The sequence below is a fragment of the Gordonia sp. YY1 genome (genome assembly GCF_009872315.1).
Lineage (GTDB): Bacteria > Actinomycetota > Actinomycetes > Mycobacteriales > Mycobacteriaceae > Gordonia > Gordonia amicalis.
Genome location: NZ_WXYI01000005.1, coordinates 210,343 through 233,285, shown reverse-complemented (window position 1 = coordinate 233,285; position 22,943 = coordinate 210,343). Strand labels below are relative to the sequence as shown.

22 protein-coding genes, 1 tRNA gene and 3 pseudogenes are annotated in these 22,943 nt (G+C 67.0%); 17 read left to right on the top strand and 9 right to left on the bottom strand.

The genetic code is table 11. From position 1 onward, the window contains the following. The first annotated feature begins 16 nt into the window (after positions 1-16). Positions 17-715, top strand: coding sequence for an MspA family porin (locus BPODLACK_RS09705; RefSeq protein WP_159405184.1), 699 nt, complete (start codon positions 17-19; stop codon positions 713-715). Between the two features lie 85 nt (positions 716-800). Here BPODLACK_RS09705 and BPODLACK_RS09700 read toward each other — a convergent pair whose 3' ends face one another. Continuing rightward, positions 801-1,784, bottom strand: coding sequence for an alpha/beta hydrolase (locus BPODLACK_RS09700; RefSeq protein ID WP_159405183.1), 984 nt, complete (start codon positions 1,782-1,784; stop codon positions 801-803). Between the two features lie 1,100 nt (positions 1,785-2,884). Here BPODLACK_RS09700 and BPODLACK_RS09695 point away from each other — a divergent pair. Continuing rightward, positions 2,885-3,466: a hypothetical protein gene (locus tag BPODLACK_RS09695; protein WP_236577646.1), complete on the top strand. Its 582-nt coding sequence runs from the start codon at positions 2,885-2,887 to the stop codon at positions 3,464-3,466. Between the two features lie 44 nt (positions 3,467-3,510). Here the strand turns inward: BPODLACK_RS09695 and mscL are convergent, their stop codons facing one another. Together mscL and BPODLACK_RS09685 are read right to left on the bottom strand one after the other, a co-directional pair. Next, the gene (gene mscL / locus BPODLACK_RS09690; protein ID WP_159405182.1) at positions 3,511-4,350 is read right to left on the bottom strand and encodes a large conductance mechanosensitive channel protein MscL; all 840 of its coding nucleotides are present in this window, start codon (positions 4,348-4,350) and stop codon (positions 3,511-3,513) included. A gap of 157 nt (positions 4,351-4,507) precedes the next feature. Beyond that, positions 4,508-5,179: an SAF domain-containing protein gene (locus BPODLACK_RS09685; protein ID WP_394855156.1), complete on the bottom strand. Its 672-nt coding sequence runs from the start codon at positions 5,177-5,179 to the stop codon at positions 4,508-4,510. Positions 5,180-5,406: 227 nt separating this feature from the next. Here BPODLACK_RS09685 and nhaA point away from each other — a divergent pair, with 227 nt between their 5' ends. Next, complete coding sequence (gene nhaA, locus BPODLACK_RS09680; RefSeq protein ID WP_159405181.1) at positions 5,407-6,633, top strand: Na+/H+ antiporter NhaA; 1,227 nt, start codon at positions 5,407-5,409, stop codon at positions 6,631-6,633. 111 nt (positions 6,634-6,744) lie between these two features. Beyond that, a complete protein-coding gene (locus BPODLACK_RS09675; protein WP_159405180.1) occupies positions 6,745-7,071 on the top strand; it encodes an FmdB family zinc ribbon protein in 327 nt (108 codons plus the stop codon). Positions 7,072-7,154: 83 nt separating this feature from the next. On the opposite strand, the gene BPODLACK_RS09670 is transcribed toward BPODLACK_RS09675, so the two are convergent. Beyond that, the gene (locus tag BPODLACK_RS09670) at positions 7,155-7,733 is read right to left on the bottom strand and encodes a 5-formyltetrahydrofolate cyclo-ligase (protein ID WP_174324720.1); all 579 of its coding nucleotides are present in this window, start codon (positions 7,731-7,733) and stop codon (positions 7,155-7,157) included. A gap of 133 nt (positions 7,734-7,866) precedes the next feature. On the opposite strand from BPODLACK_RS09670, the gene BPODLACK_RS09665 reads away from it, so the two are divergent. The 5 genes from BPODLACK_RS09665 to sepX all read left to right on the top strand — a co-directional run bounded on the left by BPODLACK_RS09665 (position 7,867) and on the right by sepX (position 12,857). Next, positions 7,867-8,808 (top strand): UTP--glucose-1-phosphate uridylyltransferase, encoded by a 942-nt coding sequence (locus tag BPODLACK_RS09665; protein ID WP_006436215.1) that lies wholly within the window; start codon positions 7,867-7,869, stop codon positions 8,806-8,808. Positions 8,809-8,902: 94 nt separating this feature from the next. Next, the gene (gene glp, locus BPODLACK_RS09660; protein WP_006436216.1) at positions 8,903-10,207 is read left to right on the top strand and encodes a molybdotransferase-like divisome protein Glp; all 1,305 of its coding nucleotides are present in this window, start codon (positions 8,903-8,905) and stop codon (positions 10,205-10,207) included. A gap of 75 nt (positions 10,208-10,282) precedes the next feature. After that, on the top strand, positions 10,283-10,939 hold the full coding sequence (locus BPODLACK_RS09655; protein WP_159405179.1) for a GNAT family N-acetyltransferase: 657 nt from the start codon (positions 10,283-10,285) through the stop codon (positions 10,937-10,939). Between the two features lie 13 nt (positions 10,940-10,952). Continuing rightward, positions 10,953-11,600 (top strand): SIMPL domain-containing protein, encoded by a 648-nt coding sequence (locus BPODLACK_RS09650; RefSeq protein ID WP_159405178.1) that lies wholly within the window; start codon positions 10,953-10,955, stop codon positions 11,598-11,600. 126 nt (positions 11,601-11,726) lie between these two features. Next, positions 11,727-12,857 carry a divisome protein SepX/GlpR gene (gene sepX, locus BPODLACK_RS09645; protein ID WP_159405177.1) on the top strand — a complete coding sequence of 377 codons (1,131 nt, stop codon included), beginning with the start codon at positions 11,727-11,729 and terminating at the stop codon, positions 12,855-12,857. Positions 12,858-12,861: 4 nt separating this feature from the next. Here sepX and BPODLACK_RS09640 read toward each other — a convergent pair whose 3' ends face one another. After that, positions 12,862-13,611, bottom strand: coding sequence for a hypothetical protein (locus BPODLACK_RS09640; RefSeq protein WP_096273495.1), 750 nt, complete (start codon positions 13,609-13,611; stop codon positions 12,862-12,864). A gap of 90 nt (positions 13,612-13,701) precedes the next feature. On the opposite strand from BPODLACK_RS09640, the gene BPODLACK_RS09635 reads away from it, so the two are divergent. From BPODLACK_RS09635 to BPODLACK_RS09625, 3 genes are all read left to right on the top strand, one after another. Continuing rightward, positions 13,702-13,774 (top strand) — tRNA-Ala (locus BPODLACK_RS09635). Positions 13,775-14,040: 266 nt separating this feature from the next. Next, positions 14,041-14,466 (top strand): DUF5994 family protein, encoded by a 426-nt coding sequence (locus tag BPODLACK_RS09630; RefSeq protein WP_024500018.1) that lies wholly within the window; start codon positions 14,041-14,043, stop codon positions 14,464-14,466. Between the two features lie 164 nt (positions 14,467-14,630). Then, positions 14,631-15,068 carry a hypothetical protein gene (locus BPODLACK_RS09625; RefSeq protein WP_096273497.1) on the top strand — a complete coding sequence of 146 codons (438 nt, stop codon included), beginning with the start codon at positions 14,631-14,633 and terminating at the stop codon, positions 15,066-15,068. A gap of 48 nt (positions 15,069-15,116) precedes the next feature. On the opposite strand, the gene BPODLACK_RS09620 is transcribed toward BPODLACK_RS09625, so the two are convergent. Beyond that, entirely contained in the window at positions 15,117-15,956 is an 840-nt protein-coding gene (locus BPODLACK_RS09620) for a mycofactocin-coupled SDR family oxidoreductase (RefSeq protein WP_159405176.1), read from the bottom strand. Positions 15,957-16,176: 220 nt separating this feature from the next. On the opposite strand from BPODLACK_RS09620, the pseudogene BPODLACK_RS09615 reads away from it, so the two are divergent. From BPODLACK_RS09615 to BPODLACK_RS09605, 3 genes and pseudogenes are all read left to right on the top strand, one after another. After that, a pseudogene (locus tag BPODLACK_RS09615) lies at positions 16,177-17,123 on the top strand (esterase/lipase family protein). Between the two features lie 56 nt (positions 17,124-17,179). Then, positions 17,180-18,471 (top strand): annotated as a pseudogene (locus tag BPODLACK_RS09610) (family 1 glycosylhydrolase). 137 nt (positions 18,472-18,608) lie between these two features. Further along, complete coding sequence (locus tag BPODLACK_RS09605) at positions 18,609-19,994, top strand: HNH endonuclease signature motif containing protein (protein WP_051995417.1); 1,386 nt, start codon at positions 18,609-18,611, stop codon at positions 19,992-19,994. A gap of 30 nt (positions 19,995-20,024) precedes the next feature. Here BPODLACK_RS09605 and BPODLACK_RS23525 read toward each other — a convergent pair whose 3' ends face one another. Continuing rightward, positions 20,025-20,780: a TetR/AcrR family transcriptional regulator gene (locus tag BPODLACK_RS23525; protein WP_236577649.1), complete on the bottom strand. Its 756-nt coding sequence runs from the start codon at positions 20,778-20,780 to the stop codon at positions 20,025-20,027. On the opposite strand from BPODLACK_RS23525, the gene BPODLACK_RS09595 reads away from it, so the two are divergent. Continuing rightward, positions 20,667-21,425: an SDR family NAD(P)-dependent oxidoreductase gene (locus BPODLACK_RS09595; RefSeq protein WP_236577645.1), complete on the top strand. Its 759-nt coding sequence runs from the start codon at positions 20,667-20,669 to the stop codon at positions 21,423-21,425. The genes BPODLACK_RS23525 and BPODLACK_RS09595 overlap by 114 nt on opposite strands. Positions 21,426-21,435: 10 nt before the next feature. On the opposite strand, the pseudogene BPODLACK_RS09590 reads toward BPODLACK_RS09595, so the two are convergent. Together BPODLACK_RS09590 and BPODLACK_RS09585 are read right to left on the bottom strand one after the other, a co-directional pair. After that, positions 21,436-21,543 (bottom strand): annotated as a pseudogene (locus BPODLACK_RS09590) (AzlD domain-containing protein); the annotation flags it as partial. Between the two features lie 17 nt (positions 21,544-21,560). Then, entirely contained in the window at positions 21,561-22,280 is a 720-nt protein-coding gene (locus BPODLACK_RS09585) for an AzlC family ABC transporter permease (RefSeq protein ID WP_159405175.1), read from the bottom strand. Positions 22,281-22,337: 57 nt separating this feature from the next. Between BPODLACK_RS09585 and BPODLACK_RS09580 the strand changes: the two genes are divergently transcribed. Next, positions 22,338-22,901: a helix-turn-helix domain-containing protein gene (locus BPODLACK_RS09580; RefSeq protein WP_006437113.1), complete on the top strand. Its 564-nt coding sequence runs from the start codon at positions 22,338-22,340 to the stop codon at positions 22,899-22,901. The last annotated feature ends 42 nt before the right edge of the window (positions 22,902-22,943 follow it).

Below are 22,943 nucleotides of genomic sequence, written 5' to 3'. Positions count from 1 at the left end.
TCCACGAAGGGGAATCATGAAGAAGAACATCACGCGTCGCGTGGTTGCGGCGGCCGGTCTCGCCGGTGCCGTCGCGATGGGCCTCACCAGCCTCGGCGCCGGCGGCGCCACCGCCGGCCCGCTGCCCGGTGGCACGATCACCAAGACCCTGGTCGACGGCACGCCGGTCACGGTTCAGCTGTTCGACGAGTACGTCAACGTGCAGCGTCCGATCAGCAACGTCCCCACCACCCGTGAGGTGTGGCTGTCGGGCAAAGTCCGCGTCACCGTCGGCGGTAAGGCCAAGGGCGGCGCCGTCAAGGTCGGCTACGACGTCGGCTGCCAGGTGAACTTCGGTGGCGGCGAGGCCAAGGTGCCTGGCGCCGAGGCGGGAGTTGATTACGTGCCGGGTGATGTGACCGCCGGCGCCGGCATCACCCCGTACGACGACGACGGTAACCTTTTCGGCGGTAGCTTCTCCCTCGGCCCGGGTGAGGTCAAGCGCCAGTGGCTCATCAACGAAACCTCGGGAAGCGACACCTCGTACACCGACTACGAGCTCAACGGCTACACCTTCAAGGGCAACAAGGGTGGCGTGGCCTACAGCCAGGAGCAGTTCAAGGTCGAGCACTGCGCCGGCTACGCCGCGGCTCGCGCCTTCATCCAGGTGACGGTCAGCACGGACGCCGTTAAGGGCGTCGTCGCGCTCAACGGCAAGCCGTTCAGCCTCGGCTGATACACAAGCACAGAACCGCTGAGGGGCGGGAATCCGAAAGGATTCCCGCCCCTTTGTGTTTGCCTGGCCTATGTTCGCGGAGGTGTTAGGAGAGGGCGCGCTCGTAGAAGGACCACGAGCGATGGAGCTGGTCCTGCCAGTAGTGCCACGAGTGGGTCCCGGTGGACGGAATGTCGACCGTCGCAGGGATGTTCAGCTGATCGAGACGATGCACGAGTTGGGCGGTACATGCCAGCGTCGCGCCTTCGATGGCCCCTCCGACGACAATCTGGTTCACGAGCGTCTCGGGATCCTCGACATGACGGGAATTGTCGTACGGACCGGGTACGCCGCTGGCGTTGGAGATGTACAGCTTCTTGCCGCGGAGCTCGTGGGCGTTGACCACCGGGTCGTTCTGACTCCATCCAGGCCCGTTGTAGGGGCCCCACATGTTGGTCGCGTCGCCTCGTCCTCGAACCTCGACGACCAGACGAATGTTCTCCTGCCCGAACGGGTCCGACGTCGTCGGGCATCCGCTATAGGCGCCCACGGCCTCATACAGTTCGCGGTGCTCTCGTGCGAGGTTCAGGACCGACGTGCCCGACGACGAGATCCCGCCAATCGCGTTCCGCCCCGATGTGTTATAAGCGGCGTCCACGACCGGAGGAAGTTCTTTGCCGAGGAAGGTTGACCATTTGTTGACCCCGAGAACCGGATCGGGCGTCTGCCAGTCGGTGTAATAGCTGTACTGACCTGCGTTCGGGATCACGACGTAGAGATTCTTGTCCTTGGTGAATTCCTCGATGTCGGTCTTCTCGAGCCAATTGGCGCTGTCCTCGCCGCCTCCTGCGCCGTTGAGCAGGTAGAGCACCCCTCGCGGCTTCGTCTCATCCGTTGGCCTGATCACCGTGAGGGGAACGTCGCGGTCCATCGACCGCGAGTGCACCACGATCTCGGTGATCCGCTCATCAGGAGCGCCGGGATCGACCAGAAGGGGGGCGGCGCGTGCCTCGCCGGACACGGTAATCATGAGCGAGGCGCTCACAGCGGCGGCAATACTCCAATGGAGCCTGCGCGGGCACCGGGTCATCTGATTGCTCCTTCATCGAGACAGGCGATCCCCGCTCGAATGCGGGGGTCGCGGACAATTGCGGTCCGGGGGTTCGTTCTAGACAGAATTCTTCGCAAACCCGCAACCAGTGAATGTATTGTTAATTTTCGTTCGAAAGCACAAAGGTCGCCCCGCGGCAGATGCCGGCGGGGCGACCGTGAGTCGGGTTGCGACTACTCCGTGGTGGTACCCGAGTCCGATCCTGATTCGATCGCGCCGGTGACCAGTTCGACGATTGCGTCGGTGATTGCAGCTTCGATGATGCTTGCCATATTGACCCCCTTGGTCGTGTTCTGCGAACCTCGGATTTCGAGCCGAATGGAGGGTCGCACGGGTGAGATTACTTCAGCAGTGCGAGACCGATACGTACGAGAGGTGAATTCTCGCCGAACCGATTCGAACTCCTCAGACCCCGGTTTCGGGCGTTGTGGGCTCGTCGGACTCGCTGTCCAGGATGCGGAAGATCTCGCTCAGGTTGATTTCGATACCGGTGGCCATAATGGTCCTCCTAGCTGGGATGGTGTCCACTTGCCCAGGTAGGGCTGGTGGTGGTCATATGCGAGCCCAAAGCGGCGGTGCCGGCCGCGAGCTCGAGATGTACTAGTCCGCTGGGGGCGGGGTGGGCTCTTCGCTCTCGAGCGATCCGCTCAGCAGTGCCTTGATGGCGTCGCTGATGGAGCCTTCGACGATTTCTCCCATGTCTTCTCCCTTGTTTATTCGGTGCTATTCGCAATTGAGCGGACCTCGCAACGGAACTTATTGATGTCGCGAGGTCTGGGGTGGCTGGCCTATTCCTCTGGCGCGTCCGAGCCGCCGTCGGAGGCGGTGATCAGCTCGTCGAGATAGAGACGGATCCAGGAAATGTTGATGGCTTCGGCCATGTGACTCTCCTTGCATTTTAGGGGAACTCGCCGCGGTTGCTAACGCCGAGTACGGCGCAGCAGACGTTACCGCAACCGCGCTCACGTGTCTTCGTCAGTGAAGATGAATTCTGGGTATCCGCAGCGTTGCGTCTTGGTCAGATGTGCTGATATTGACGGGTGAGTGAAGGTATGACGTCGGTCGGGCGGTCTCGACAAATGCTCCCCACGGACCAGGAGAGCGCGCTCGATCTGCTTGAGGCAGGTCTTCGCGAGGTCCCGGTCTATCGCTGGCTGCTGGGGGCGGATGCCGACCCGGCCATCTACCGCTGGTACGGCGAGATCCTCTTCGTCGAATATCTGCCCGGTCTTCGTGGTGTATTCGACGAATGCGGTGACCTCATCGCGTTGATCGCCGTGTCCGAGAGCACGCAGGAAGCCGGACGCATCGACGACGATCTCAAGACGCGAACGCGGGGTCTCATCAAGGAGATCGACGGGTTTGTCGGGCGGTTCACCGAATTGCAGACGAAGACGGCCGAGGCGGAGGTGGCCCAGGATCCGATCAAGGTGATCTTCGGGCTTGTGCACCCCGGCCGTCGCCGTGGAGGCGTGTTCTCGGAGTTGGTCGATCCCGTGGTGCATCGGGCGGCGCGCCTGGGGTTACCCCTGACCTGCAGCACGGCCGATGAGCAGTTGTCGCAGCTCTACGCCCGCAAGTGGAACGCGATCGTCCGGGCAGAGTTCACTCTGACCGATGGGCCGACGGTGTGGGTGCAGCGCATTGATCCACCGGGATAGACCGACAGCGGGCTGGGTCCGGCAATGGCGACGCGTGGTGAGGCTCAGCGCGAATGGCGTCCCGGTGCGTCCGGACCGTCACCGGGGAACTGCTCGCCTGGGTACTGGTCGCCCGGGTACGGCTGCTCGCCGGGGTACTGGGAGCCGGGGGGCGGGTAGTTGCCGGGCGGCGGATAGTTTCCGGGCGGGGGGTAGTTGCCCGGAGCCGGCTGCGGCGTCGGATACGGCTGGCCTCCCGGGCCCCCGGGATGACCCTGCGGCGAGTCGAACAGCGGCGACGACTGCGGTCCCGACTGCGGTGAACCCTGCTGGGACGGTCCGTGCTGGAACGGCTGACCCGACGACGGGGGAGTCGAAATCCGTTGTGTGGTACCGGCACCGGACGGCGACTCGTACGGCGCGAGGGGGCCCGACTGGGGTGCGTAGGGGTCGCCGGCCGGCGCGGATGGCTCGGCCAGATGCGGCGGTAGGTCGCTCTCCGCCTCGGCCTTGGCTTTCGACGTTCCCTCCGGATCGAGCAGGTCGCGGATCTCGGTGAGCAGAGCCACCTCGGTGACCTCGGACTTCTTGCCGAAGCCGCCCAGTTCCGCGAGCTTGTTGTACGGCAGGATGATGATGAAGTACACCACCGCCGCGATGATCAGGAAGTTGATGACGGCGGTGATCACCCCACCGAGGTCGACAAATGTCGAGGCGTTGTCGGTGATCTGGAAGCCGAGTCCCTGTGCGGCGTCGGAGCCGATCGGGATCGAATTGATGATCGGCTGGACGATGCCGTCGGTGAACGCGGTCACGATGGCGGTGAAGGCCGCACCGATGATGACTGCGGTAGCGAGCTCGACGACGTTGCCCTTGAGTATGAAGTCCTTGAATCCCTTGAGCACGGTGTGCGGCCCCTCCTCGGTTATCCCGCTCTTGTTTCCGGCGATTCGGTGTCGGTCGGTGCAAATCCGACATTCTGCTGTGCGAACTCGTACTACCCTATCCACGATCGTGAACAGCGCGATCCATTTGCCTTGAATCGTCCGGAGTGTCGCGGGTTCAGTGCAGGACGACCGCGAGCGAAGAATCCAGACCCGCGGCGGCGACGCGATGGGCAGCTGCGGCATCCATAGCCAGGAGAACCGGTGCTACCGAGTTCCGGCCGGAGGCGATCCCGCCCGAGGAGGACTGACCGGTGTGCATCGCCACGACGGCGCGTCGTGCGAGGACATCGGCCGAATCGGTCAGGACGTCAACCACATCCCCGGGCCGGAGCAACGAGGTGACCGCCTCGTCGGACAACCGGACCGGTACGAGACGGGCGTCGTCGACCCCGGTCAGCTCGGCCGGCAGACGCGAGGACAACAGCCGGGTGTCGGTGAGTATCTCCCCGGTCCGTACGCGACCGGTGACGGTACGGCCGGTCGCGAGTGCGGCATCGGAGATCGCACCGGCGGGAACCGTGCTCCCCATGACGAGCCGAGGGGTGAGATCACCGGCGTCGACCATCTGGCCGGGTACCAGATCGTGTGCCGCGACGAGCACCTCGAACTCCCCGTCGGCGCGGGCCCCCACCACTGCGACGACGGCGGCCGCGACGATCAGCGCCACCGCGACCAGTCGTCGGACCGCGAGACTGCGCGTCCATCCGGGACGCACTGCGTGAGCGAGCCGGTCGCCCAGGCGTGGGCCGAGCCGCTCGCGCGGCAACGACATCCGAGTCAGTGGCATGGCTGGACGATAGGCGTCGACCGCCCGGGAAACGGTGCCGCGGACTCGTTGTGGACAGTCGTGGAGTCCGGCGTCGCCCTGTGCACAAGCGACCGCCGGGTCGGGCCTCCGCTAGGGTGACGTCGGAAACAAACCATGGTGTGCCGGGAAGTCTGGTCGGCCGTCGCCCGGTGAAGGGTGGCGTGAAGAGGGCACGTGTACGTGTGCCCCGCGGACAGAGGAGTTCCATGACACGCGACCGGCTGCGGCAGTGGGCCGCTCTCGACACCACCAGCGGCGTGCTGTTGCTCATCACGGCGGCCATCGCAGTCGTATGGGCCAATTCGCCGTGGCGGGAGAGCTACACGTCGCTGCTGCACACCGAGATCGGTCCCGAAGCCCTGCATCTGCATCTCTCGCTGGCGCACTGGGCGTCCGACGGACTGCTGGCGATCTTCTTCTTCGTGGTCGGTGTGGAGCTCAAACACGAGTTCGTCGCCGGCAGCCTCCGCGACCTGAAGCTCGCCGGGGTGCCGATCGCGGCCGCCGTGGGCGGCATGGTCACGCCCGCGCTCTGTTACGTGGTCGTCGTCGCGGCGGGGGACCCCGAGGGACTTCGGGGATGGGCCATCCCGACGGCCACCGACATCGCCTTCGCGCTCGCCGTCCTCGCGATCTTCGGTCGCGGCCTCCCACTGCCGTTGCGGACGTTCCTGCTCACGTTGGCCGTCGTCGACGACCTGCTCGGCATCGTCGTGATCGCGACCTTCTACACCGACGAGATCGACTTCGTCATGCTCGGCGGCGCGATCGCGGTGGTCGCGGTGTTCGCCGTGCTGGTGCGTCGGTCGTGGCAACTCTGGCCGCTCCTGATCCCGGTCGGCCTCGTCGCCTGGGGCCTCATGCACGCGTCCGGCGTGCACGCCACCGTCGCGGGTGTGCTGCTCGGCTTCGCCGTGCCCGCGGTCGCCATCCGCGGCGAGAAGATCCCCCGCACCGAACGGCTCGACGAGGCGGTCCGTCCCTACTCCGCGGCGATCGCGCTCCCGGTCTTCGCCTTCGCCGCCGCCGGCGTGACGGTGATCGGCGGTGAGGGCTCGATCGTGCAGCCCGTGTCGATCGGCATCGTGCTCGGACTCGTGGCCGGTAAACTCGTCGGCGTCCTCGGATCGACGTGGCTGATGACGAGGTTCACGCCGCTACGGCTGCCCGACGCCATCGGAATCCGGGACCTGCTGCCGATCGGCATGCTCACCGGCGTCGGCTTCACCGTGGCGCTCCTCATCGCCGAACTCAGCTTCGAGGGCGGTTCCGACGACCACGCCGCGGCCGCCAAGGCGGCCATCCTGGCCGGCTCGCTCATCTCCGCGGTGCTCGCCGCGGTCCTGTTGCGCTGGGATGCCCGCCAGGCGCGCGACGCCGACATGAACCGCGACAACATCCCCGACGTCAACCGCGATGTGATCGGCGGATAGGCGTCGGGAGGGGTCGCCGGGCGGGCTGGGTGGACCCGCGTTAGCACTCGGAATGTGGGAGTGCCAAAATCGGTTACACTTGTCAGCGTTTACTGACTTTCGGAGGTTCAGGTGCCCACCTACTCGTATGCCTGCACGGAGTGCGACAACAAGTTCGACATCGTCCAGTCGTTCTCCGACGATTCGTTGACCGAATGCCCGCAGTGCACAGGTCGCCTGCGCAAGCTGTTCAACTCGGTCGGCATCGTGTTCAAGGGGAGTGGCTTCTACCGCACCGACTCGCGGTCGGGTTCGTCCTCCTCGGACGCCACGTCGTCCTCGTCGTCGGACAGTTCGACGTCGAGCAGTTCCACGTCCGGCAGTTCCTCGACCTCGTCGGATTCGTCGAGCTCGAGCAGCGCCACCAAGAGCGACAGCAAGGCCGCCACGCCCGCCTGACACGCGGCACGCACAACTTCAGACCAGAGCCTGGGCAGGACTCACCCGTCACGCGACGGACGCACCGCCCGGGTTCTGTCGTCTCAGCCGAGTTCCTGGAACCCGCCGCCGGGGGTCAGCGCCCAGCCCACGGCCACATCGTGATCGCCGGCCGGCAGGGAGTCGACGAACTCCTCGTCGTAGACCACCGCGACGAGTTCTGCGGACAGCCCCACGAGCGTGCGGTCGTAGTACCCGGCACCACGGCCGAGGCGGACGCCGGTCTTGTCGACGGACAGGGCGGGGATCAGGATCACCGACGCCGCGCGGATCGCGGCGACACCGAGGCGGTCGGTGGTGGGTTCGAGCAGGCCCCATCTCCCCGGCGACAACGATCCCGGACCGGTGTATCGCGCCCAGTCGAGCGGTGCGGGTTCGCCGGCGGGAACCACCGGGAGCAGCACCGTGACGCCGCGATCGAGCAGTGCGTCGAGCATCGCCGTCGATCCCGGCTCGTCGCCGACCGGCACATACGCGGCCACCGTGACGTCGTACTCGAGCCGGAACGGGCAGGTGTGTATCCACTCGGCGAGGTCTGCCGCAGCCCGCTCGCGCGCGGCCTTCGGTATGGCCGACCGGCGTTTCGCGGCTTCCTCGCGCCGTTGGTCCTTCAGGGTTCGCACGACGCGTCCGTCCTTCATCCCGTGGTGGCTCGCCGACGACCGAACTGTATCCGACCACGGTCTCGATCCGGGTGAGGTCCGGGTCACTGCCGTCCGTCCGGCCGGCCGGGGACACCTGTCCTAGGGTGGATTCATGACTGCGTCCAAAGAAGGCTTCAGTGAGTACGAGGCGGTACCCAACACTCCGCCGATCCCGCGTACCGCGGTGGTCCCGGCTGCCGGGCTGGGGACGCGGTTCCTCCCCGCCACCAAGACGGTGCCCAAGGAGTTGCTGCCGGTGGTCGACACCCCGGGCATCGAGCTGGTCGCCGAGGAGGCCAAGTCCGCCGGCGCCGAACGGCTCCTGATCATCACCTCCCCGGGCAAGGACGGGGTGGTCGCCCACTTCGTCAAGGACCTCGTGCTGGAGAGCACCCTCGCCAAGCGCGGCAAGGAGGCCATGCTCGCCAAGGTCCGCAAGGCCCCGAACCTCCTCGAGGTCGCCTCGGTGATCCAGGAGAAGCCTCTGGGTCTCGGTCATGCGGTCGGTTGCGTCGAGAACCTCCTCGACGACGACGAGGACGCCATCGCGGTCCTGTTGCCGGACGACCTCGTCCTGCCCGGTGGAGTGCTGGAGGTCATGGCACGTACCCGTCAGCGCCGGGGCGGTTCGGTACTGTGCGCGATCGAGGTTCCCGAGGACCGCATCAGCGCATACGGCGTCTTCGACGTCGAGCCGCTGCCGGATGCGAACAATCCCAATGTGATGAAGCTCAAGGGCATGGTCGAGAAGCCCGAGCCGCAGGACGCACCGTCGAACCTCGCGGCCGCTGGACGCTACATCCTCGACCGCAAGATCTTCGACGCGCTGCGCCGGATCAAGCCGGGTGCCGGTGGTGAACTCCAGCTCACCGACGCGATCGCGCTGCTCATCGAAGAGGGCGAACCGGTGCACGTCGTCGTGCACCGCGGCACCCGCCACGACCTGGGCAACCCGGGTGGCTACCTCAAGGCCGCGGTCGACTTCGCGCTCGACCGTGACGATTACGGGCCTGATCTGCGTGAGTGGCTGGAGAAGCGGCTGGCCGAGAGCTGATCGCCGGCGGCCTCCGCGCGCCTCGACCGTTCCGGCGCGCACGCCCGATAACGTTTCCCTGTGTTGTATCGAGCAGTGCGGGAAGAGCGGTGAGATGCGGTCCGTCGAAGATCATCTGACGCTCGTGACCGCCGCCGCGGTGGCGCCGCGGCCGGTGCGCGTCGCGATCTCCGAGGCGCAGGGTCTGATGTGCGCGGAGGAAGTGGTCACCGAGCATCCCATGCCGGGTTTCGACCAGGCCGCCATCGACGGTTACGCGGTGCGTGCCGTCGATGTGGCGCTCGCCGGTGTCGTCGCGCCGGAGGATCTCGAGGATTTCGATGCGAACGGCGCCGAACTCGTCGACCTCGAGGCAGGCGAACCGATGATCGTCTCGCTGCCCGTGGTCGGAGAGGTGGGTCCGGGGTCGCGGACCCCCACTCGGCTGCAGCCGCGACAGGCCGTCCGGGTCGAGACCGGTGCGCCGATGCCGACTCTCGCGGACGCGGTAGTGCCGCTGCGCTGGACCGACGGCGGCGACCAGAAGGTGAAGATCGGGCACGGCGTCGAGAGCGGCAACTATGTCCGACGGGTCGGGGACGACGTCCAGCCCGGTGACGTCGCGGTCCGTGCCGGCGCGATCATCGGTCCCGCCCAGGTGGGTCTGCTGGCTGCGGTGGGGCAGGCGCGCGTGATGGTCCACCCGCGCCCGCGGCTGTCGGTGATCTCGGTCGGCAGTGAGCTCGTCGACATCGATCGCACTCCCGGGCCAGGGCAGATCTACGACGTCAACAGCTATGCGCTCGCCGCGGCGGCGCGCGACGCCGGCGCCGACGTCAACCGGGTCGGCATCGCCGAGCGCGACGCCTCCCGCATGCGAGAGGTGGTCGAGGCGCAGCTCATCCGCTCCGAGATCGTGGTGATCTGCGGCGCGGTCGGCGGTAGCGCGTCGAAGGCCATCGCCGACGCCCTCGCCGATCTCGGTGAGCTCGAGATCGTCCGGGTGGCCATGCATCCGGGATCGGTGCAGGGCTTCGGCCGGCTCGGTCGCGACGAGGTGCCGACCTTCCTGCTGCCGGCGAACCCGGTGAGCGCGCTGGTGACCTTCGAGGTGATGGTGCGGCCGCTGATCCGTATCGCGCTGGGCAAGCGGCAGCCGATGCGCCGGGTCATCAAGGCCCGCACCATCGGGCCGATCGCGTCGGTGCGCGGCCGCAAAGGGTACCTCCGCGGACAGCTCATGCGGGACGAGCGGACCGGGGACTACCTGGTTCAGGTGCTCGGCGCGTCGCCGACCGGCTCGTCGCATCTGCTGGCCGAACTCGCCGAGGCGAACTGCCTCATCATGGTCGACCCCGACGTCGAAGAGATGAGCACCGGCGACGAGGTCGAGGTCGCCTTCCTCGCCCAGCGCGGCTGACCGCGGAGCGCGACTCTCCGCGAGACGCAGGTCTCATGCGGGGGGATCCTGTGATTGCGCCTAAACTGTCATCTCGTGTTCAGGTGGTTGAGTGGCGGTGAGGGGAGTCCGGGCTGGCCGGCGTCCCTGGGACCGCTGCGCACCAGGGGTGGAACGGTCACGCTGCGCCCGGTGAAGATGCGGGACGGCAAGACCTGGAGCGAACTGCGCATCCGTAATCAGAATTCGTTGTTGCCCTGGGAGCCGACCGGCGTCGGGAGCTGGGCCGACCGGCATCAGCCCGGTTCGTGGCCGCCGTTGTTCGCGGTGCTGAAATCCGAGGCCAAGCGCGGCACGATCCTGCCGTTCGTGATCGAACTCGACGGCCAATACGTGGGGCAGCTGACCGTCGGCAACATTCAGCGCGGAGCCGTGCGCAGCGCGTGGATCGGCTACTGGGTCGACGACACGCACTCCGGGAAGGGCATCGCGACGGCAGCTGTCGCTCTGGGCGTGGATCACTGCTTCGGTCCGGTCGGCCTGCACCGGCTCGACGCGACCGTGCAGCCGGCCAACGACGCCTCGCAGAAGGTGTTGAAGAACATCGGTTTTCGGCAGGAGGGCCTGCTGGTCCGGTACATGGACGTCAACAAGCGCTGGCGCGACCACATGTTGTTCGCGTTGACGGCCGAGGAGGTCGTCGGCTCCGCGGCCGAGGCGCTGGTCCGTTCGGGCCGGGCGTCCTTCCAGTAGAAAGGCACGCGTCGTGAGCGAGCTGGAAATCGTGGTTCGCGGCAACGCACGCGGCCGCTACGCCCCAGAACGTGGCGTCATCGACATCGCCGTCCATCTCGAAGGCCCGGTGAAGTCTGCGGTGTACGAGTCTGCGGTGACGCTGCATTCCAGGATCACCGACGCCCTCGGCGAACTCGAAGCGGCCGGCGCGGTCAACCGGTGGACCGCCGAATCGGTACGGGTGTACTCGTACCGGCCCTACACCAACGAGGGCGAGTCACGGGAACCGATGTACAACACCCGTATTCGCCTCGATGCCGAGTTCGGCGACTTCGAGAAGCTGTCGGAGTTCATCGACACCTGGTCGAGCGAGGAGGGGGTGACGATCGACGGCGTCCGTTGGGACGTGCACGAGGCCAGCCGTCGCGCACACGAACGTGAACTGCGCCGGGAGGCGGTCGAGGACGCAATTGCCAAGGCGCAGGCCTACTCCGACGCCGTGGGCCGCGGACCGGTGACACCGACACTCCTGTCCGACCCCGACATGGTCGACCACGTCCCGTCGCCGCGTGCGCGATTGATGGGTGCTGCCGTCGCGGGTTCGGCGCCGAGTCTGGAACTGCGCGCCGACGACATCGAGATCGACGTCGCGGTCGACGCGCGGTTCCGCGCTGAGTGACTGAGAGTGGCGTGTGAATCCGCGTCGACATGACCGCGCTACGGCGCGTCGGCGTGGAACTGGGACTTTCGGGCCCTAGATTGTGGAGTGGCCTCGTGTGACCAGAGTGAATGAAGGGAGAGTCGCATGCCCAACTCCGTACTGTGGGTTTGTCTCGTCGCGGTCTGGCTCTTCGTGCTGGTCCCCATGGTGATCAAGGGTCGTCCCCAGATCCTCAAGTCCACTGAGGCCGCGAAGAAGACGCGACTGCTCCACCGTGGTGGAGCGCGAGCGACGGCACCGTCGACCGCGCGACGCCGCTCGTCGGCTCGCCATCCGCACGACCCGTCCTGGAAGTCGACGCGTAAGACGGCCGCGGCCGCCACCGCCGTCGTCGACGAGACCGAGGACGACACCCAGACCGACGATGCCGACGACACGACGAAGGTCCAGAGCGTCGGGGACGTCGAGGTCGAGAAGCCGACGGTCGAGGCCTCCGATGACGCCGACGACGATCTGACCGCCGACGCCCACGCCGACGCCGCCGACGACGCCCACGCCGACGCCGCCGACGACGCCCACGCCGACGCCGCCGACGACGTCGAGGCCGACGACACAGACGACGAAGCCGAGTACGAGGATTCCGAAGAGGCCGAGTACGAGGACGATTCAGAGGCCGCCGAGTACGAGGACGCGACCGACGATCTCGACGAGGACGAATACGACGACTACGCCCGTGCGTCCCGGCACACCGAGGACGAGCCGGAAACGGTCGTCGACGAGCTGGAGGACGAGCGTCCGGCTGCGCACACCGCACAGTCCGGGCGGGGTCGCCGCAGCGTCTACTCCTCGGAGAAGGAACGCGAGCTGAAGTATCGCGAGCGTCAGCGGGTCACTCTCGGCCTGTTCGCGCTGCTGATCCTGGCAGTGGTGTCCGGGTTCCTCATCGGGACGACTGGTTGGGTCGCCACCGGTGTGATCGGGCTGATGCTGGTCGGCTACCTCGCATACCTGCGTCGGGCCGTGAAGGTGGAGCAGCAGATCCGGGCCCAGCGGCTTGCCCGTGCCAAGCGTGCGCAGCGCGCTGAGGAGGAGCGTCGTCGACGCGCCGCCGCGGTGCCCGAGTTCGCCGCCGCACCGCCGCCCCCGCGCCTGCGACGTCCCGGTGGCGCAGTGGTTCTCGAGATCGACGACGAGGACCCCGTCTTCGATCACCTGCCCCCGTTCCAGCGTCGCCGCATGGACCGCGAGGACGTGGAGTACCGCCGGGTCGGCTGACCTTTCAGCTGCCTTTGGTCAGCGACGCCCTGCCGTGCGACTCCAGCCAGGCCTGGCCGCGTCTGGCGGCCGTCGAGAGGGCGAATCGCTCACCGACATAGGTCGCCGGTGCGCCGATCACCGGGATGTACCCGAGCATCCGGAACAGCACCATCGGCTGGGGACGCTTCTCGAACTCGTCATCGACCGCTCGGAGCAGCTTCGCGGCGTCCCAGATACCGCGGAACAGCGACTTCTTGCGCTCGTCCGGGTCGGTGGGTAGTGCGGCACCGGATTCCGCGTCGACGTCAGGCGTGGAGATGTCCCGTCCGCACAGCACCGACGCCAGGAGCGCGACCTGGCGACCGCGCTCGGTGACCCCGTACTCGCGGGCGATCGCGACGAGCACCATCGCCTGGTTGGCGAACCCCAGATAAGGCGTGACCGGCAGGCGCTTCGCCCAGACGCCGAAGACACCGGGGAAGGCGACCGCACCGGTGTTCAGCGTGCCGATGCGGGTCACCCACCAGCTCGCGCGCTTGTGCATCGGCCGTTCGCCCCAGCCCTTGGTGCCGGGCCAGTCGGCGACGTCGAGGAGCTTCGCCGCGGCGTGCCGGGCCTGCTGGAGGCGGGAATCCGGGTGGTCGTCGTCGTGGAAGGTGTGTTCCTTGAGGTCGAGCGGGTCCCGTTCGGCGAGCACGTCGAGGACCGGGTTGATCACCCCCACGACATTGTTGAGAACACCGGCCAACTGCTGATCAGACATCTGAGACACCGACCCAGCCTAGCCATGGGTCCAGGCGTTTGGGATCCCGCGCGGTGGGGCTGCTAAAGTGGCTCCCGGCTGGTCGCAATGCGACCCTCCGGGGCTATGGCGCAGTTGGTAGCGCGACTCGTTCGCATCGAGTAGGTCAGGGGTTCGATTCCCCTTAGCTCCACAGAGTCCGAGGGCTCCGGCGCACGCCGGGGCCCTCGCTGTCGTTTGGGAGCCGACGTTTGGGCGCCGTCGATCGGATGTCCGCGCCGGTCGACGGCTCGGAGCACGGCCGGGGTAATGTCGAAGACATCCAGATCGAACATCCGACAGGCCGCTGTCGGCGTCTCCGGTGTCAGACAGACCGTTTTCCGTCTGGTGAGCATGTCAGGTGGCAAATGTGAGTCCCGTCTCGCGTGGTTTCATCGTCCCGGCCGTGGGGGCCCGTCGATGAGCGCCCCGCCGCTTCTGGGTCCGCCTCGAGTGCGGTTCGGCGTCGATCCGTCAGTGGCGATCGGCGGCGCCTGGTACCCGTACACGGTCCAGCTCGCCGACGAGTTGCCCGGCGTCCTCGCCGCCGCGCGACCACAGATCGGCGAGGTGACCGGCATCGACGTCAACTGGCAGAGTTTCCGCCGATACCCCGGCCTGGATTCGCCCGACTCGCCCGCGACGCCGCCGTTGATGACTCTGACCGCGAAGGGGATCGAGGTGACCCTGCTGGTCATCCCCCCGCGAACCGTGTCGTCCCTGGCAGCGATCCTGCTGCGTCAGGCGAGCAACACCGTGTCCCCGGACAGTCAGCTGCATTCGCTGGAATACCGTCGTGCGGAGCGGATTCTGGAGCTCGCTCGCCGGTCGCTGTCCACGTCCTGATCCCTGAGGTTCGAACTCGGGCACATCCGAGCGACCTATCGTCGTCGTTCATCGCGTGGAGGGCGCTTTCCGGTCTCCGCCACCCGGGACGCAGCGGTCCGTCGTGGCGGGGATGCTGCGGTTTCGGCCGCCTTCCGAGCCCGGGTCGCTGTAGGTTTCCGCCTATGACCGCCGCGATGCTCACCTTCGCCGGGACGCTGCTGGTCGCGATGATCGGAGCGGTCATCGCGCGACTCGACGCCAACGACCGGCACCAGAAGCTGTCCCAGAAGGTCGACATCCTGGCCAAGCTGTCGCCCGAGACGCCGGTACACACGCGGATGAGCGGAATCGTCCTCGCCGCCATCGACGATCTCGCCGAGCACGAGCATCGGCGTCGCAGTGCGGTCTTTCAGCGTCGGACGCTCACGATGGCGTTCCTCGCCTGGCTCGTCGTGGTCGGATTCCGAATCGCGGCCGAGCAATTCGACCTCGGCCACTACGAGAGCGTCATGCACTACGTCGCGGTGACACTATTGGTGACCGGCTTCGTTCTCGTCCTCGCGTCGGCCGTCGCGACCGTGCGCGACTTCCGCCATCGCGACGAGGAAAACACCGTGTGACCTCATCTGGACGCGTGATGCCTCGGCGACCGTGACCGGAGATGCGCGTCAGCCGGTGACGCGCGCGGCGTTTCCGGCGTCGACCGGGATCACGGCACCGCTGATGTGAGCGTTGTCCGGCTCGGTCAGGAACAGCACGACCCGGGTGATCTCCGCGGCCTCCAGCCAGGGGACCGGTTGTGCATGGAGAGATTCGAAGACGGGCGCGACGTCGTCGATCGTGGGGGATTGCAGGTCCGGGCGCATCATCGAGTACAGCGCCTCGTTGTGGATCATCGGCGTCGAGATGTTCCCGGGCGCAATGGCGTTGACGGTGATGCCGTGACCGGCGAGGTCGAGGGCCGCGCTCTTGGTGAAACCGATGACACCCCATTTGGATGCCGCATACCCCGCCATGTTGGTGTTACCGGCCCGGCCGAGCATCGACGAGATGGTGACGATCCGTCCGTAGTCGCGTTCGATCATCCCGCCCGCCACCGCGCCGACCGTGTTGAAGACACCGGTCAGATTGGAGGAGATGACCTCCGCCCACTGGCCGGAGCTCATCGACTGCACAGGTGCCGCGACCGACACGCCCGCGTTGGCGACCGCGATGTCGATGCGGCCGCACTCCGAATGCGCCTGTGCGACCAGCGCATCCATCGCGGCGCGGTCGGCGGTGTCGGCCCGGACGGAGATGCATCTGCGGCCGGTGGCGGCGACCAGACGCGCGGTCTCGGCCAGATCGGGCTCGGTGGCCAGCGGATAACCGACCGCGGGGCTGTCCTCGCAGCGGTCGCAGAGGACGACGTCGGCCCCGCGTTCGGCGAAGGCGACCGCGTGGCTGCGGCCCTGGCCGCGGGCCGCGCCGGTGATCAGTGCTACCTGGCCGTCGTATGTGCTCGTCATGTCTGCGTGATCCTCATCTGGTCCTAGGCGCATGACCGCATGGCTTCCCGTAGACCTCTCATCGTGCCACGGTGTGGACGTCCTCACCCGACCAATGGGCGCGGGGGCGGTCTTCGAGATCGGCGCGTTCGGGCCGGTCGGTTCCTGTTGACGGGGAGTCCGGCAACCGGTCTGGGTAAACGCCCACCCAGGTCCGCAGGTCTTTGTTAGTTTCTCAGCGATGAGGTCCTCGAAGCTGCTGTTGGGGCTGGTCGTGGCGGCGCTGGCCGGGGTGTTGGTCGCACCGCCACGCCCGCGCGGGCAGACACATTGCCGGTCACCTACAACTTCCTCTCCGGAATCCCCGGTGAACTCACCGACCCGGGTGGTTCGCTGCCCGGCGCGAACGACTGGAACTGCAAGCCGTCGACGCGTCACCCCCACCCGGTCATCCTCGTACACGGGACGGGCGGATCGCAGCAGACCAACTGGGGAACCTACGTCCCGCTGCTGAAGAACGAGGGATACTGCGTCTTCACGCCCACCTACGGCGCGCTCAAGGGCGCCCCGTGGCCGATCAGTGCGATCGGCGGGATGGGCCTGATGTCGGAGAGTGCACGCGAACTGGGCGGCTTCGTCACCAAGGTGCGTCGCGCCACCGGCGCGTCGAAGGTCGACATCGTCGGACATTCCCAGGGGACCGTGGTGCCGGCGTACTACGCCAAGTATCTCGGTGGCCAACACAACATCGACAAGTACGTCTCGCTGGCACCCGTGTGGCGGGGGACGACCGTCGCCGGCGCCGATGCCATCGGCCCGTTCGTACGCGGTCTCGGTGTCCGGCCCGAGCAGGTTCCCCTGTGCCAGGCGTGTTTCGACCTCGACCCCGGTGCCGCGTTCCTGCGTAGGGTCGCCGAGGGTGGCTACTACCTGCCGGGCATCGAGTACACCAACATCGCCACGCGCCACGATGAACTGGTGGTGCCGTACTGGTACGGACTTCCGCCAGGTGGATCGAATGTCCGCAACATCGTTGTGCAGGAGGGATGTTCGGTCGACTACACCGAGCATGCGGGTATGGCGGGGTCGCGGCGAACGGCGTACTTCGTGCTGAACGCGCTCGATCCCGAGCACCCTCGACGCGTGCCGTGCGAGCGGGTCGCACCGTTCACGGGTAGCCCGTTCTGACCGTCGTGCACGAACCCTTCCGTCCCGGCGTTCGGCGTCTACCGCGGGTGTCCGCCGTGCTCGTGATCGCGCTTGCCGCAGTGCTGTTGCTGCCCGTCGGTGTCTCCTCGCCGGCGCGAGCCGCGGTTCCGCCGCTCGGTCCGGACTTCGATTTCGGCGTCGCCCAATCCGGCTTCCAGTCCGAGGGATACAACCGGGACTCGAACTGGCTGCGGTACGGCAAGCAGGGCAAGGTCGAGGATCCGGTCGGCAACGCCGTCGACTTCTACCATCGTCACGCCGAGGACATCGACCGGGCCGCGTCGCTCGGTGTCGGGATCTACCGCACGTCGGTCGAGTGGTCGCGGGTGGAACCGACACGCGGACACGATGATCCGGCGGGCTGGGCGTTCTACGACAGGGTGATCCGCAAAGTCGTCGACGCCGGCATGCGACCGATGATCACGCTCAACCACTGGGTACATCCTGGCTGGGCGGTGGATCTCGGCGGGTGGAATCTCGCCCCGGAATGGCCGACGACATGGTGGCGTTCGCCTCCCGGGTCGTCGACCGGTATGCCTGGGCCGACCCGCTGTGGATCACGTTCAACGAACCGACCGAGTACGTTCGGCGCGAACTCCAGTACGGCGGGGTCTCGCCACAGAACCTGGGCCGGATGGTCGACGGGATCGTCGCGGCGCATCGGGCCGTCTACCGGCACATCCATCGGGTCCAGCCGGGCGCGGAGGTGTCGTCGAACTTCGCCTACTATCCGATCGCCGGACTCCAGCCGTGGCTGGAATCGATTTTCCCGCAACGGATGCGCGACACCCTGGACTTCGTCGGCGTCGACCACTACTACTCGTTCTCGGTTACCGATGCGTCGGTGGCCTACGGTGCACTCGGCGAGTTCTGGAAGAGCTCACAGGCGCCCGAGAGCATCTATTACGTGCTCCGCCACGTGGCGGGGCAGTTCCCGGGCAAGCCGATCCGGGTGATCGAGAACGGGCTGGCCACCGATCCGGCCGGCCGACGCCCCGACGGTTATCGGCGTTCGGACCACCTTCGTGACACGGTGTACTGGCTGCAGCGGGCCAAGCAGGACGGCATCCCCGTGAAGTCCTACAACTACTGGAGTCTCACCGACAACTACGAGTGGGGCGATTTCGACTCGCGCTTCGGTCTGTTCACCGTCGACGTCCGGCGAGACCCGTCGCTGACACGGCGTCCCACCGACGGCGTCGCCGCTTACCGGGAGATCACGCGGGCCGGGGGAGTGCCTGCCGATTACCGGCCGACGCGGATGCCGGTGCCGTGCTCACTGGTCGACGTTCCGGACAGCTGCGCCGACCCGGCTGTCGTCCGCTGAGTAGTGTTCCGCGGAACACTCGGGTCTCGGTGACCTGCGGGTTGTCGGTGGGCGGGGCTAGGTTGTTCGTATATCTGTTCGAACAGCGGGGGGTTGGGGTGTCTGTTTCGGTGTTGCGTGGTGAGGGTGTGGCGTCGATGTTCGATGGTGCGGATCCGTCGTCGTTGGCTGATGAGGTGCTGGAGGCACGGGTGATCGGGTACGCGGCGCAGATCACCGCGTTGACGGCCCAGTTCTTTGCGCATGTGGCGGTGTTGGAGGAACGGCGGTCGTGGTCGGGGCCGGGGATTTCATCGTTGGCGCAGTGGTTGTCGTGGAAAGCGGGGATCACTCAGCGCACGGCGCATGAGCAGGTGCGGGTGGCGCGGGCGTTGCGGGGGTTGCCGGTGATCCGTGCGGCGTTCGCGCAGGGGCGGCTGTCGTATTCGAAGGTGCGGGCGTTGACGCGGGTGGCGACTGACGTGCGGGAGCAGGAGTTGGTGAATTTGGCGTTGTCGTGCACGGCGTCGCAGGTGGAGCGGGCGGTGCGGGCGATGCGTCAGATCGATGCGGCGAACGGGACGGATGAGCCGGTGGCGCCGCGGGAGTCGGCGGGGCGGTGGAAGTGGAATGCCGATGGGACGTTGTCGGTGTCGTTGCGGTTCACGCCGCTGGACGGTGCGCGGTTTCTGGCGGGGGCGGTGCGGGCGGAGTATGAACGCACCCGCACGGTGAGCGACGACGATCTGCCGGTGCCGGCGGGTGTTCCGCGGAACGCTGCGGGTGCGCTCGAGACGGTGTCGGGTGAGCCCGATTCGGAGGTTCGGCCGGCGAATCGGCGGGATTTGTGGCGGCATGTGCCGTCGAATGTGGCGCCGGCGGTGGTGGCGATGGCGGACATGGTGCATGAGGGGATCGCGATGCCCGATCTTGCGCCGGGGGCGGAGATCCTGATCCATGCCGGCGACGGTGTGGAGAGTGCGCATCTCGATGATGGTCCGGCGTTGTCGGCGGCGGAGGTGGGGGAGGCGTCGTGTGGTGCGGCGAGGCGTGAGGTGTTGTCTGCGAGGGTGTCTGGTCGTCCGGGGAGGTTGGCGTTGTTGGGGTTGGGTCGAAAGAAGCGGGCGCCGAACAAGGCGCTGGTGAAGGCGCTGTTTGTGCGGGATCGGTGTTGTCAGATGCCGGGGTGTGAGCGGACGCGGCATTTGCATGCTCATCATGTGGTGTTGTGGTCGGCGGGTGGGGCGACGGATCCGGATAATCTTATTTTGTTGTGTGGGTCGTGTCATCGGGCGTTGCATCGGGGTGAGTTTGGTATCGCTGCGCATGGCGGGCAACGGTTTTCGTTTCACTGGCCGGACGGGGCACCGATCGATGTGGCTCCGTCGATGCGGGCACCGGGACAGTGGAGGCCCAATGCTGATGTCGCCTCGGATGCGACGGTGCCGGTCGGTGGCGGGAGGCTCGAGCTCGGGTATGCGACCGAGGTGATCTACGCGGTGTGGGAATGGAAGGAGCGCAACGCAGCCGCTGTCGCCGCCTGACCGCTCAGCGCGGCCGCCGACCCACCTCCCTCAATCTCGCTGCCGGTCGAATGCCATCACGGCTCGGACGTGTTCCGAAAGCGCCGCGTCGTCGAACTGAGGCAGCTGCATGAACCAGCGGTAGAAGATCGGGGCGAGAAGCATTTCGGTGACCCGGACAGGGTCTCGCGCGCCCTCGCCACGGACGAGTTCCCGCATCTGGGCAAGCTGAGGCGCAAGGAGCCGCTCCTGAAATTCTTGCGCCACCGCATCGTCGGTCTGGATCGAGGCGGCCAGCGACCGGAGTAGAGAACGCCGCGGTTCGGTCGAGATCTCCTCGACGGCCGCGCTGAGTGCAGCCGTGACCGACGTATCTGCGGGTCTCTCCGGGGGAGGGGTGCTGTCGTGGGCGAGCGCGTCGAACACGATCGCCGTGACCGAGGGCCAGTTGCGGTACAGGGTCTGCTTGCCCACGCCGGCTTCGGCCGCGATCCCCTCCATGGTCAGCGCCGTCGGTCCGGCGCGCAGCGCAAGCCGCAACACTGCGGCATGGACTTTCTTCACGGTTCGTAGATGCGGCACTGGTCCACTATAAAACGAGACGCAGCGTCTCGTTTGTGTTTGAATGGGCGCATGACCAGAACACAGACGTGGATGATCACCGGAGCCGGACAGGGCCTTGGGTTGGCACTTGTGCGTCGAGCACTCGAGGCAGGACACAACGTCGTCGCCACCACGCGACGGGTCGAATTTCCCATCACTGACCCTCGACTGACTGTTCTCCGGGTCGACGTAACCGACAGGCAGGCCTGCCATGTCGCCGTGGAACGGGCTGTCGCCGAATGCGGCCGGCTGGATGTCCTGGTCAACAACGCGGGCTACGGGTTGGTCGGGGCCATCGAGGAGGTCGATGAAGGCGAGGCGCGAGCCATCATCGACACAGACCTACTCGGTCCGTTGTGGATGAGTCAGGCAGCGTTGCCCGTCATGCGAGAGCAGCGTTCTGGGCACATCGTTCAGATCTCCTCGGTGGGAGGTGTGGGCGCGATGCCGTTCTTCGGGCTGTACAACGCCGCCAAGTGGGGACTCGAAGGCTTCAGTGAAGCCCTTGCCGACGAGGTGGCAGCGTTCGGGGTACGAGTCACCATCGCCGAGATCGGGTCCATGGATACGGAATGGGCCACGGGCAGTATGCGATTCAGTCAGCCGAAGAACGTGTACGACGCCATCCGCGCCGAGCGCCTCGGCACCGCCGCTGTGCCCTGGCCCCATGATCCAGGGGCTACCGGCGGAGGCACCTCGCCCGCCGCGGTCGCCGAGCGTCTCGTCGCGCATATCGCCGACCCGGAACCAGGCCGTCTGAGACTCCTGATCGGCGAGGACGCGCCGTCCCAGGTCGCCGTGGTTCTCGATCGGCGCGCACGCGAGTACGCGGCCCAGGCGCATGCCTGACGAGGTCGGCTCAGGGGAGGCCGAGCGCGCGGAGGCCAGCGGCGGTCGCGGCGGCGAGGATGACCACGACCGCGATCGGCGCGCGCAGGACGGCCGTGAGGACGCCGATTCCGATGCCGAGGGAGAATTCGGAGATCATCGGGGTGCCTCACTGTGGTTTCGACACGGCTCGAGCGGCGGGGGCCGCAGCCGCCGGGCTGCTTCGACGGCGGCGAATCCGGCCAGTGCGCACAGGATCGGCAAACCGGCGGGCAGGAACGGCGTCGAGGCCACCGCGACGGCACCGCCGACGGCGACCGCTGCCCAGGTGGCGCGCGTCCGCAAGGCCGGAATGGCAAGCGCGGCAAGCAGAGCGGGGAATGCGGCGTCGAGTCCCAGCGCTTCAGGACTCGCGACGCTGCTCCCGAGGAGGGCACCCAGCCCGGCTCCGACCGGCCAGCAGATGAGTATTCCCAAGCCGCACAGCAGGAATGCCGCACGGGCGCGCCGCGGCTCGGATTCCGCGGTGGTCATCGCGGCCGTCTCGTCGTTGATCAGATGCGCGCCGAGAAGTATCTCCGGGAGCCCGCGCAGGTGTTTGCCCACCGCGAGCCCGTATCCGAAGTTCCGCGTGTTGATCAGGAGTCCGGCGAGGGCGGCGACAACAGGGACGCCCCCGGCGGCCAGGACGCCGACGAAGACGAACTCTGACGACCCGGCGAGCACGACGGTTGCGATGAGCACGATCTGCCAGAGGGCGAGGCCGGCGCTGTGGGCCGCGACCCCGTACGACGCGCCGATCACGAGTACCGACAGGCACATCACGACGACGGCGCGCAGGGTCGCCGAATCGAGTGTTCTCCATGCCGAACGCATGACTATCATAGTGAACACACAACAGGTGTTCGTTAAGATGGACGATCGGACGGTTTGATGAACGAATCTCGGCAGGTGAACCCGAAAGCGCTGGTCGCCGCGTCGCTGAAGCGCGAACGTGCACGTGCCGGACTGTCGCTCACCGAGCTGGCGCGTCGTGCGGGTATCGGGAAGTCGACCCTGTCCCAGCTCGAATCGGGCGAGGGGAACCCCAGCGTCGAGACGCTGTGGTCGCTGTCCACGGCACTCGGCGTGCAGTTCTCGGCGCTGCTGGACTCACCCGCGCCGACCGTCGAGGTGATCCGGTTCGGGGAGGGGCCCCTCATCCCCGCCGCAGACGCCGATTACTCGGCCACCCTGCTGTCGACCGCCGCGCCCGGCTCCCGACGCGACATGTATGTCATCCGGGCAGAACCCGGCAAGCCGCGGGTTTCCGCGCCGCATGCGCGCGGCGTCGTTGAACACGTGGTCATCAGCGCCGGGCGTGCACGGCTGGGGCCGAGTGACGCCGCCGAAGAACTCGGCCCCGGGGATTACATCTCCTATCCCGGTGACGTCGAGCATGTCTTCGACGCGCTGGAACCCGGCACCGTCGCCGTCATGCTGAGCGAGACGTTCTGAGCCGCGACCTCGGTCACAACGATTCGCTTCTTTCGTTACCGG

Coding starts and splice junctions, on each gene's coding strand:
- BPODLACK_RS09705 (WP_159405184.1), top strand. CDS start 17: ATGAAGAAGAACATCACGCGTCGCGTGGTTGCGGCGGCCGGTCTCGCC.
- BPODLACK_RS09700 (WP_159405183.1), bottom strand. CDS start 1,784: ATGACCCGGTGCCCGCGCAGGCTCCATTGGAGTATTGCCGCCGCTGTG.
- BPODLACK_RS09695 (WP_236577646.1), top strand. CDS start 2,885: ATGCTCCCCACGGACCAGGAGAGCGCGCTCGATCTGCTTGAGGCAGGT.
- BPODLACK_RS09685 (WP_394855156.1), bottom strand. CDS start 5,179: ATGCCACTGACTCGGATGTCGTTGCCGCGCGAGCGGCTCGGCCCACGC.
- nhaA (WP_159405181.1), top strand. CDS start 5,407: ATGACACGCGACCGGCTGCGGCAGTGGGCCGCTCTCGACACCACCAGC.
- BPODLACK_RS09665 (WP_006436215.1), top strand. CDS start 7,867: ATGACTGCGTCCAAAGAAGGCTTCAGTGAGTACGAGGCGGTACCCAAC.
- glp (WP_006436216.1), top strand. CDS start 8,903: ATGCGGTCCGTCGAAGATCATCTGACGCTCGTGACCGCCGCCGCGGTG.
- sepX (WP_159405177.1), top strand. CDS start 11,727: ATGCCCAACTCCGTACTGTGGGTTTGTCTCGTCGCGGTCTGGCTCTTC.
- BPODLACK_RS09630 (WP_024500018.1), top strand. CDS start 14,041: ATGAGCGCCCCGCCGCTTCTGGGTCCGCCTCGAGTGCGGTTCGGCGTC.
- BPODLACK_RS09625 (WP_096273497.1), top strand. CDS start 14,631: ATGACCGCCGCGATGCTCACCTTCGCCGGGACGCTGCTGGTCGCGATG.
- BPODLACK_RS09620 (WP_159405176.1), bottom strand. CDS start 15,956: ATGACGAGCACATACGACGGCCAGGTAGCACTGATCACCGGCGCGGCC.
- BPODLACK_RS09605 (WP_051995417.1), top strand. CDS start 18,609: ATGTTCGATGGTGCGGATCCGTCGTCGTTGGCTGATGAGGTGCTGGAG.
- BPODLACK_RS09585 (WP_159405175.1), bottom strand. CDS start 22,280: ATGCGTTCGGCATGGAGAACACTCGATTCGGCGACCCTGCGCGCCGTC.
- BPODLACK_RS09580 (WP_006437113.1), top strand. CDS start 22,338: ATGAACGAATCTCGGCAGGTGAACCCGAAAGCGCTGGTCGCCGCGTCG.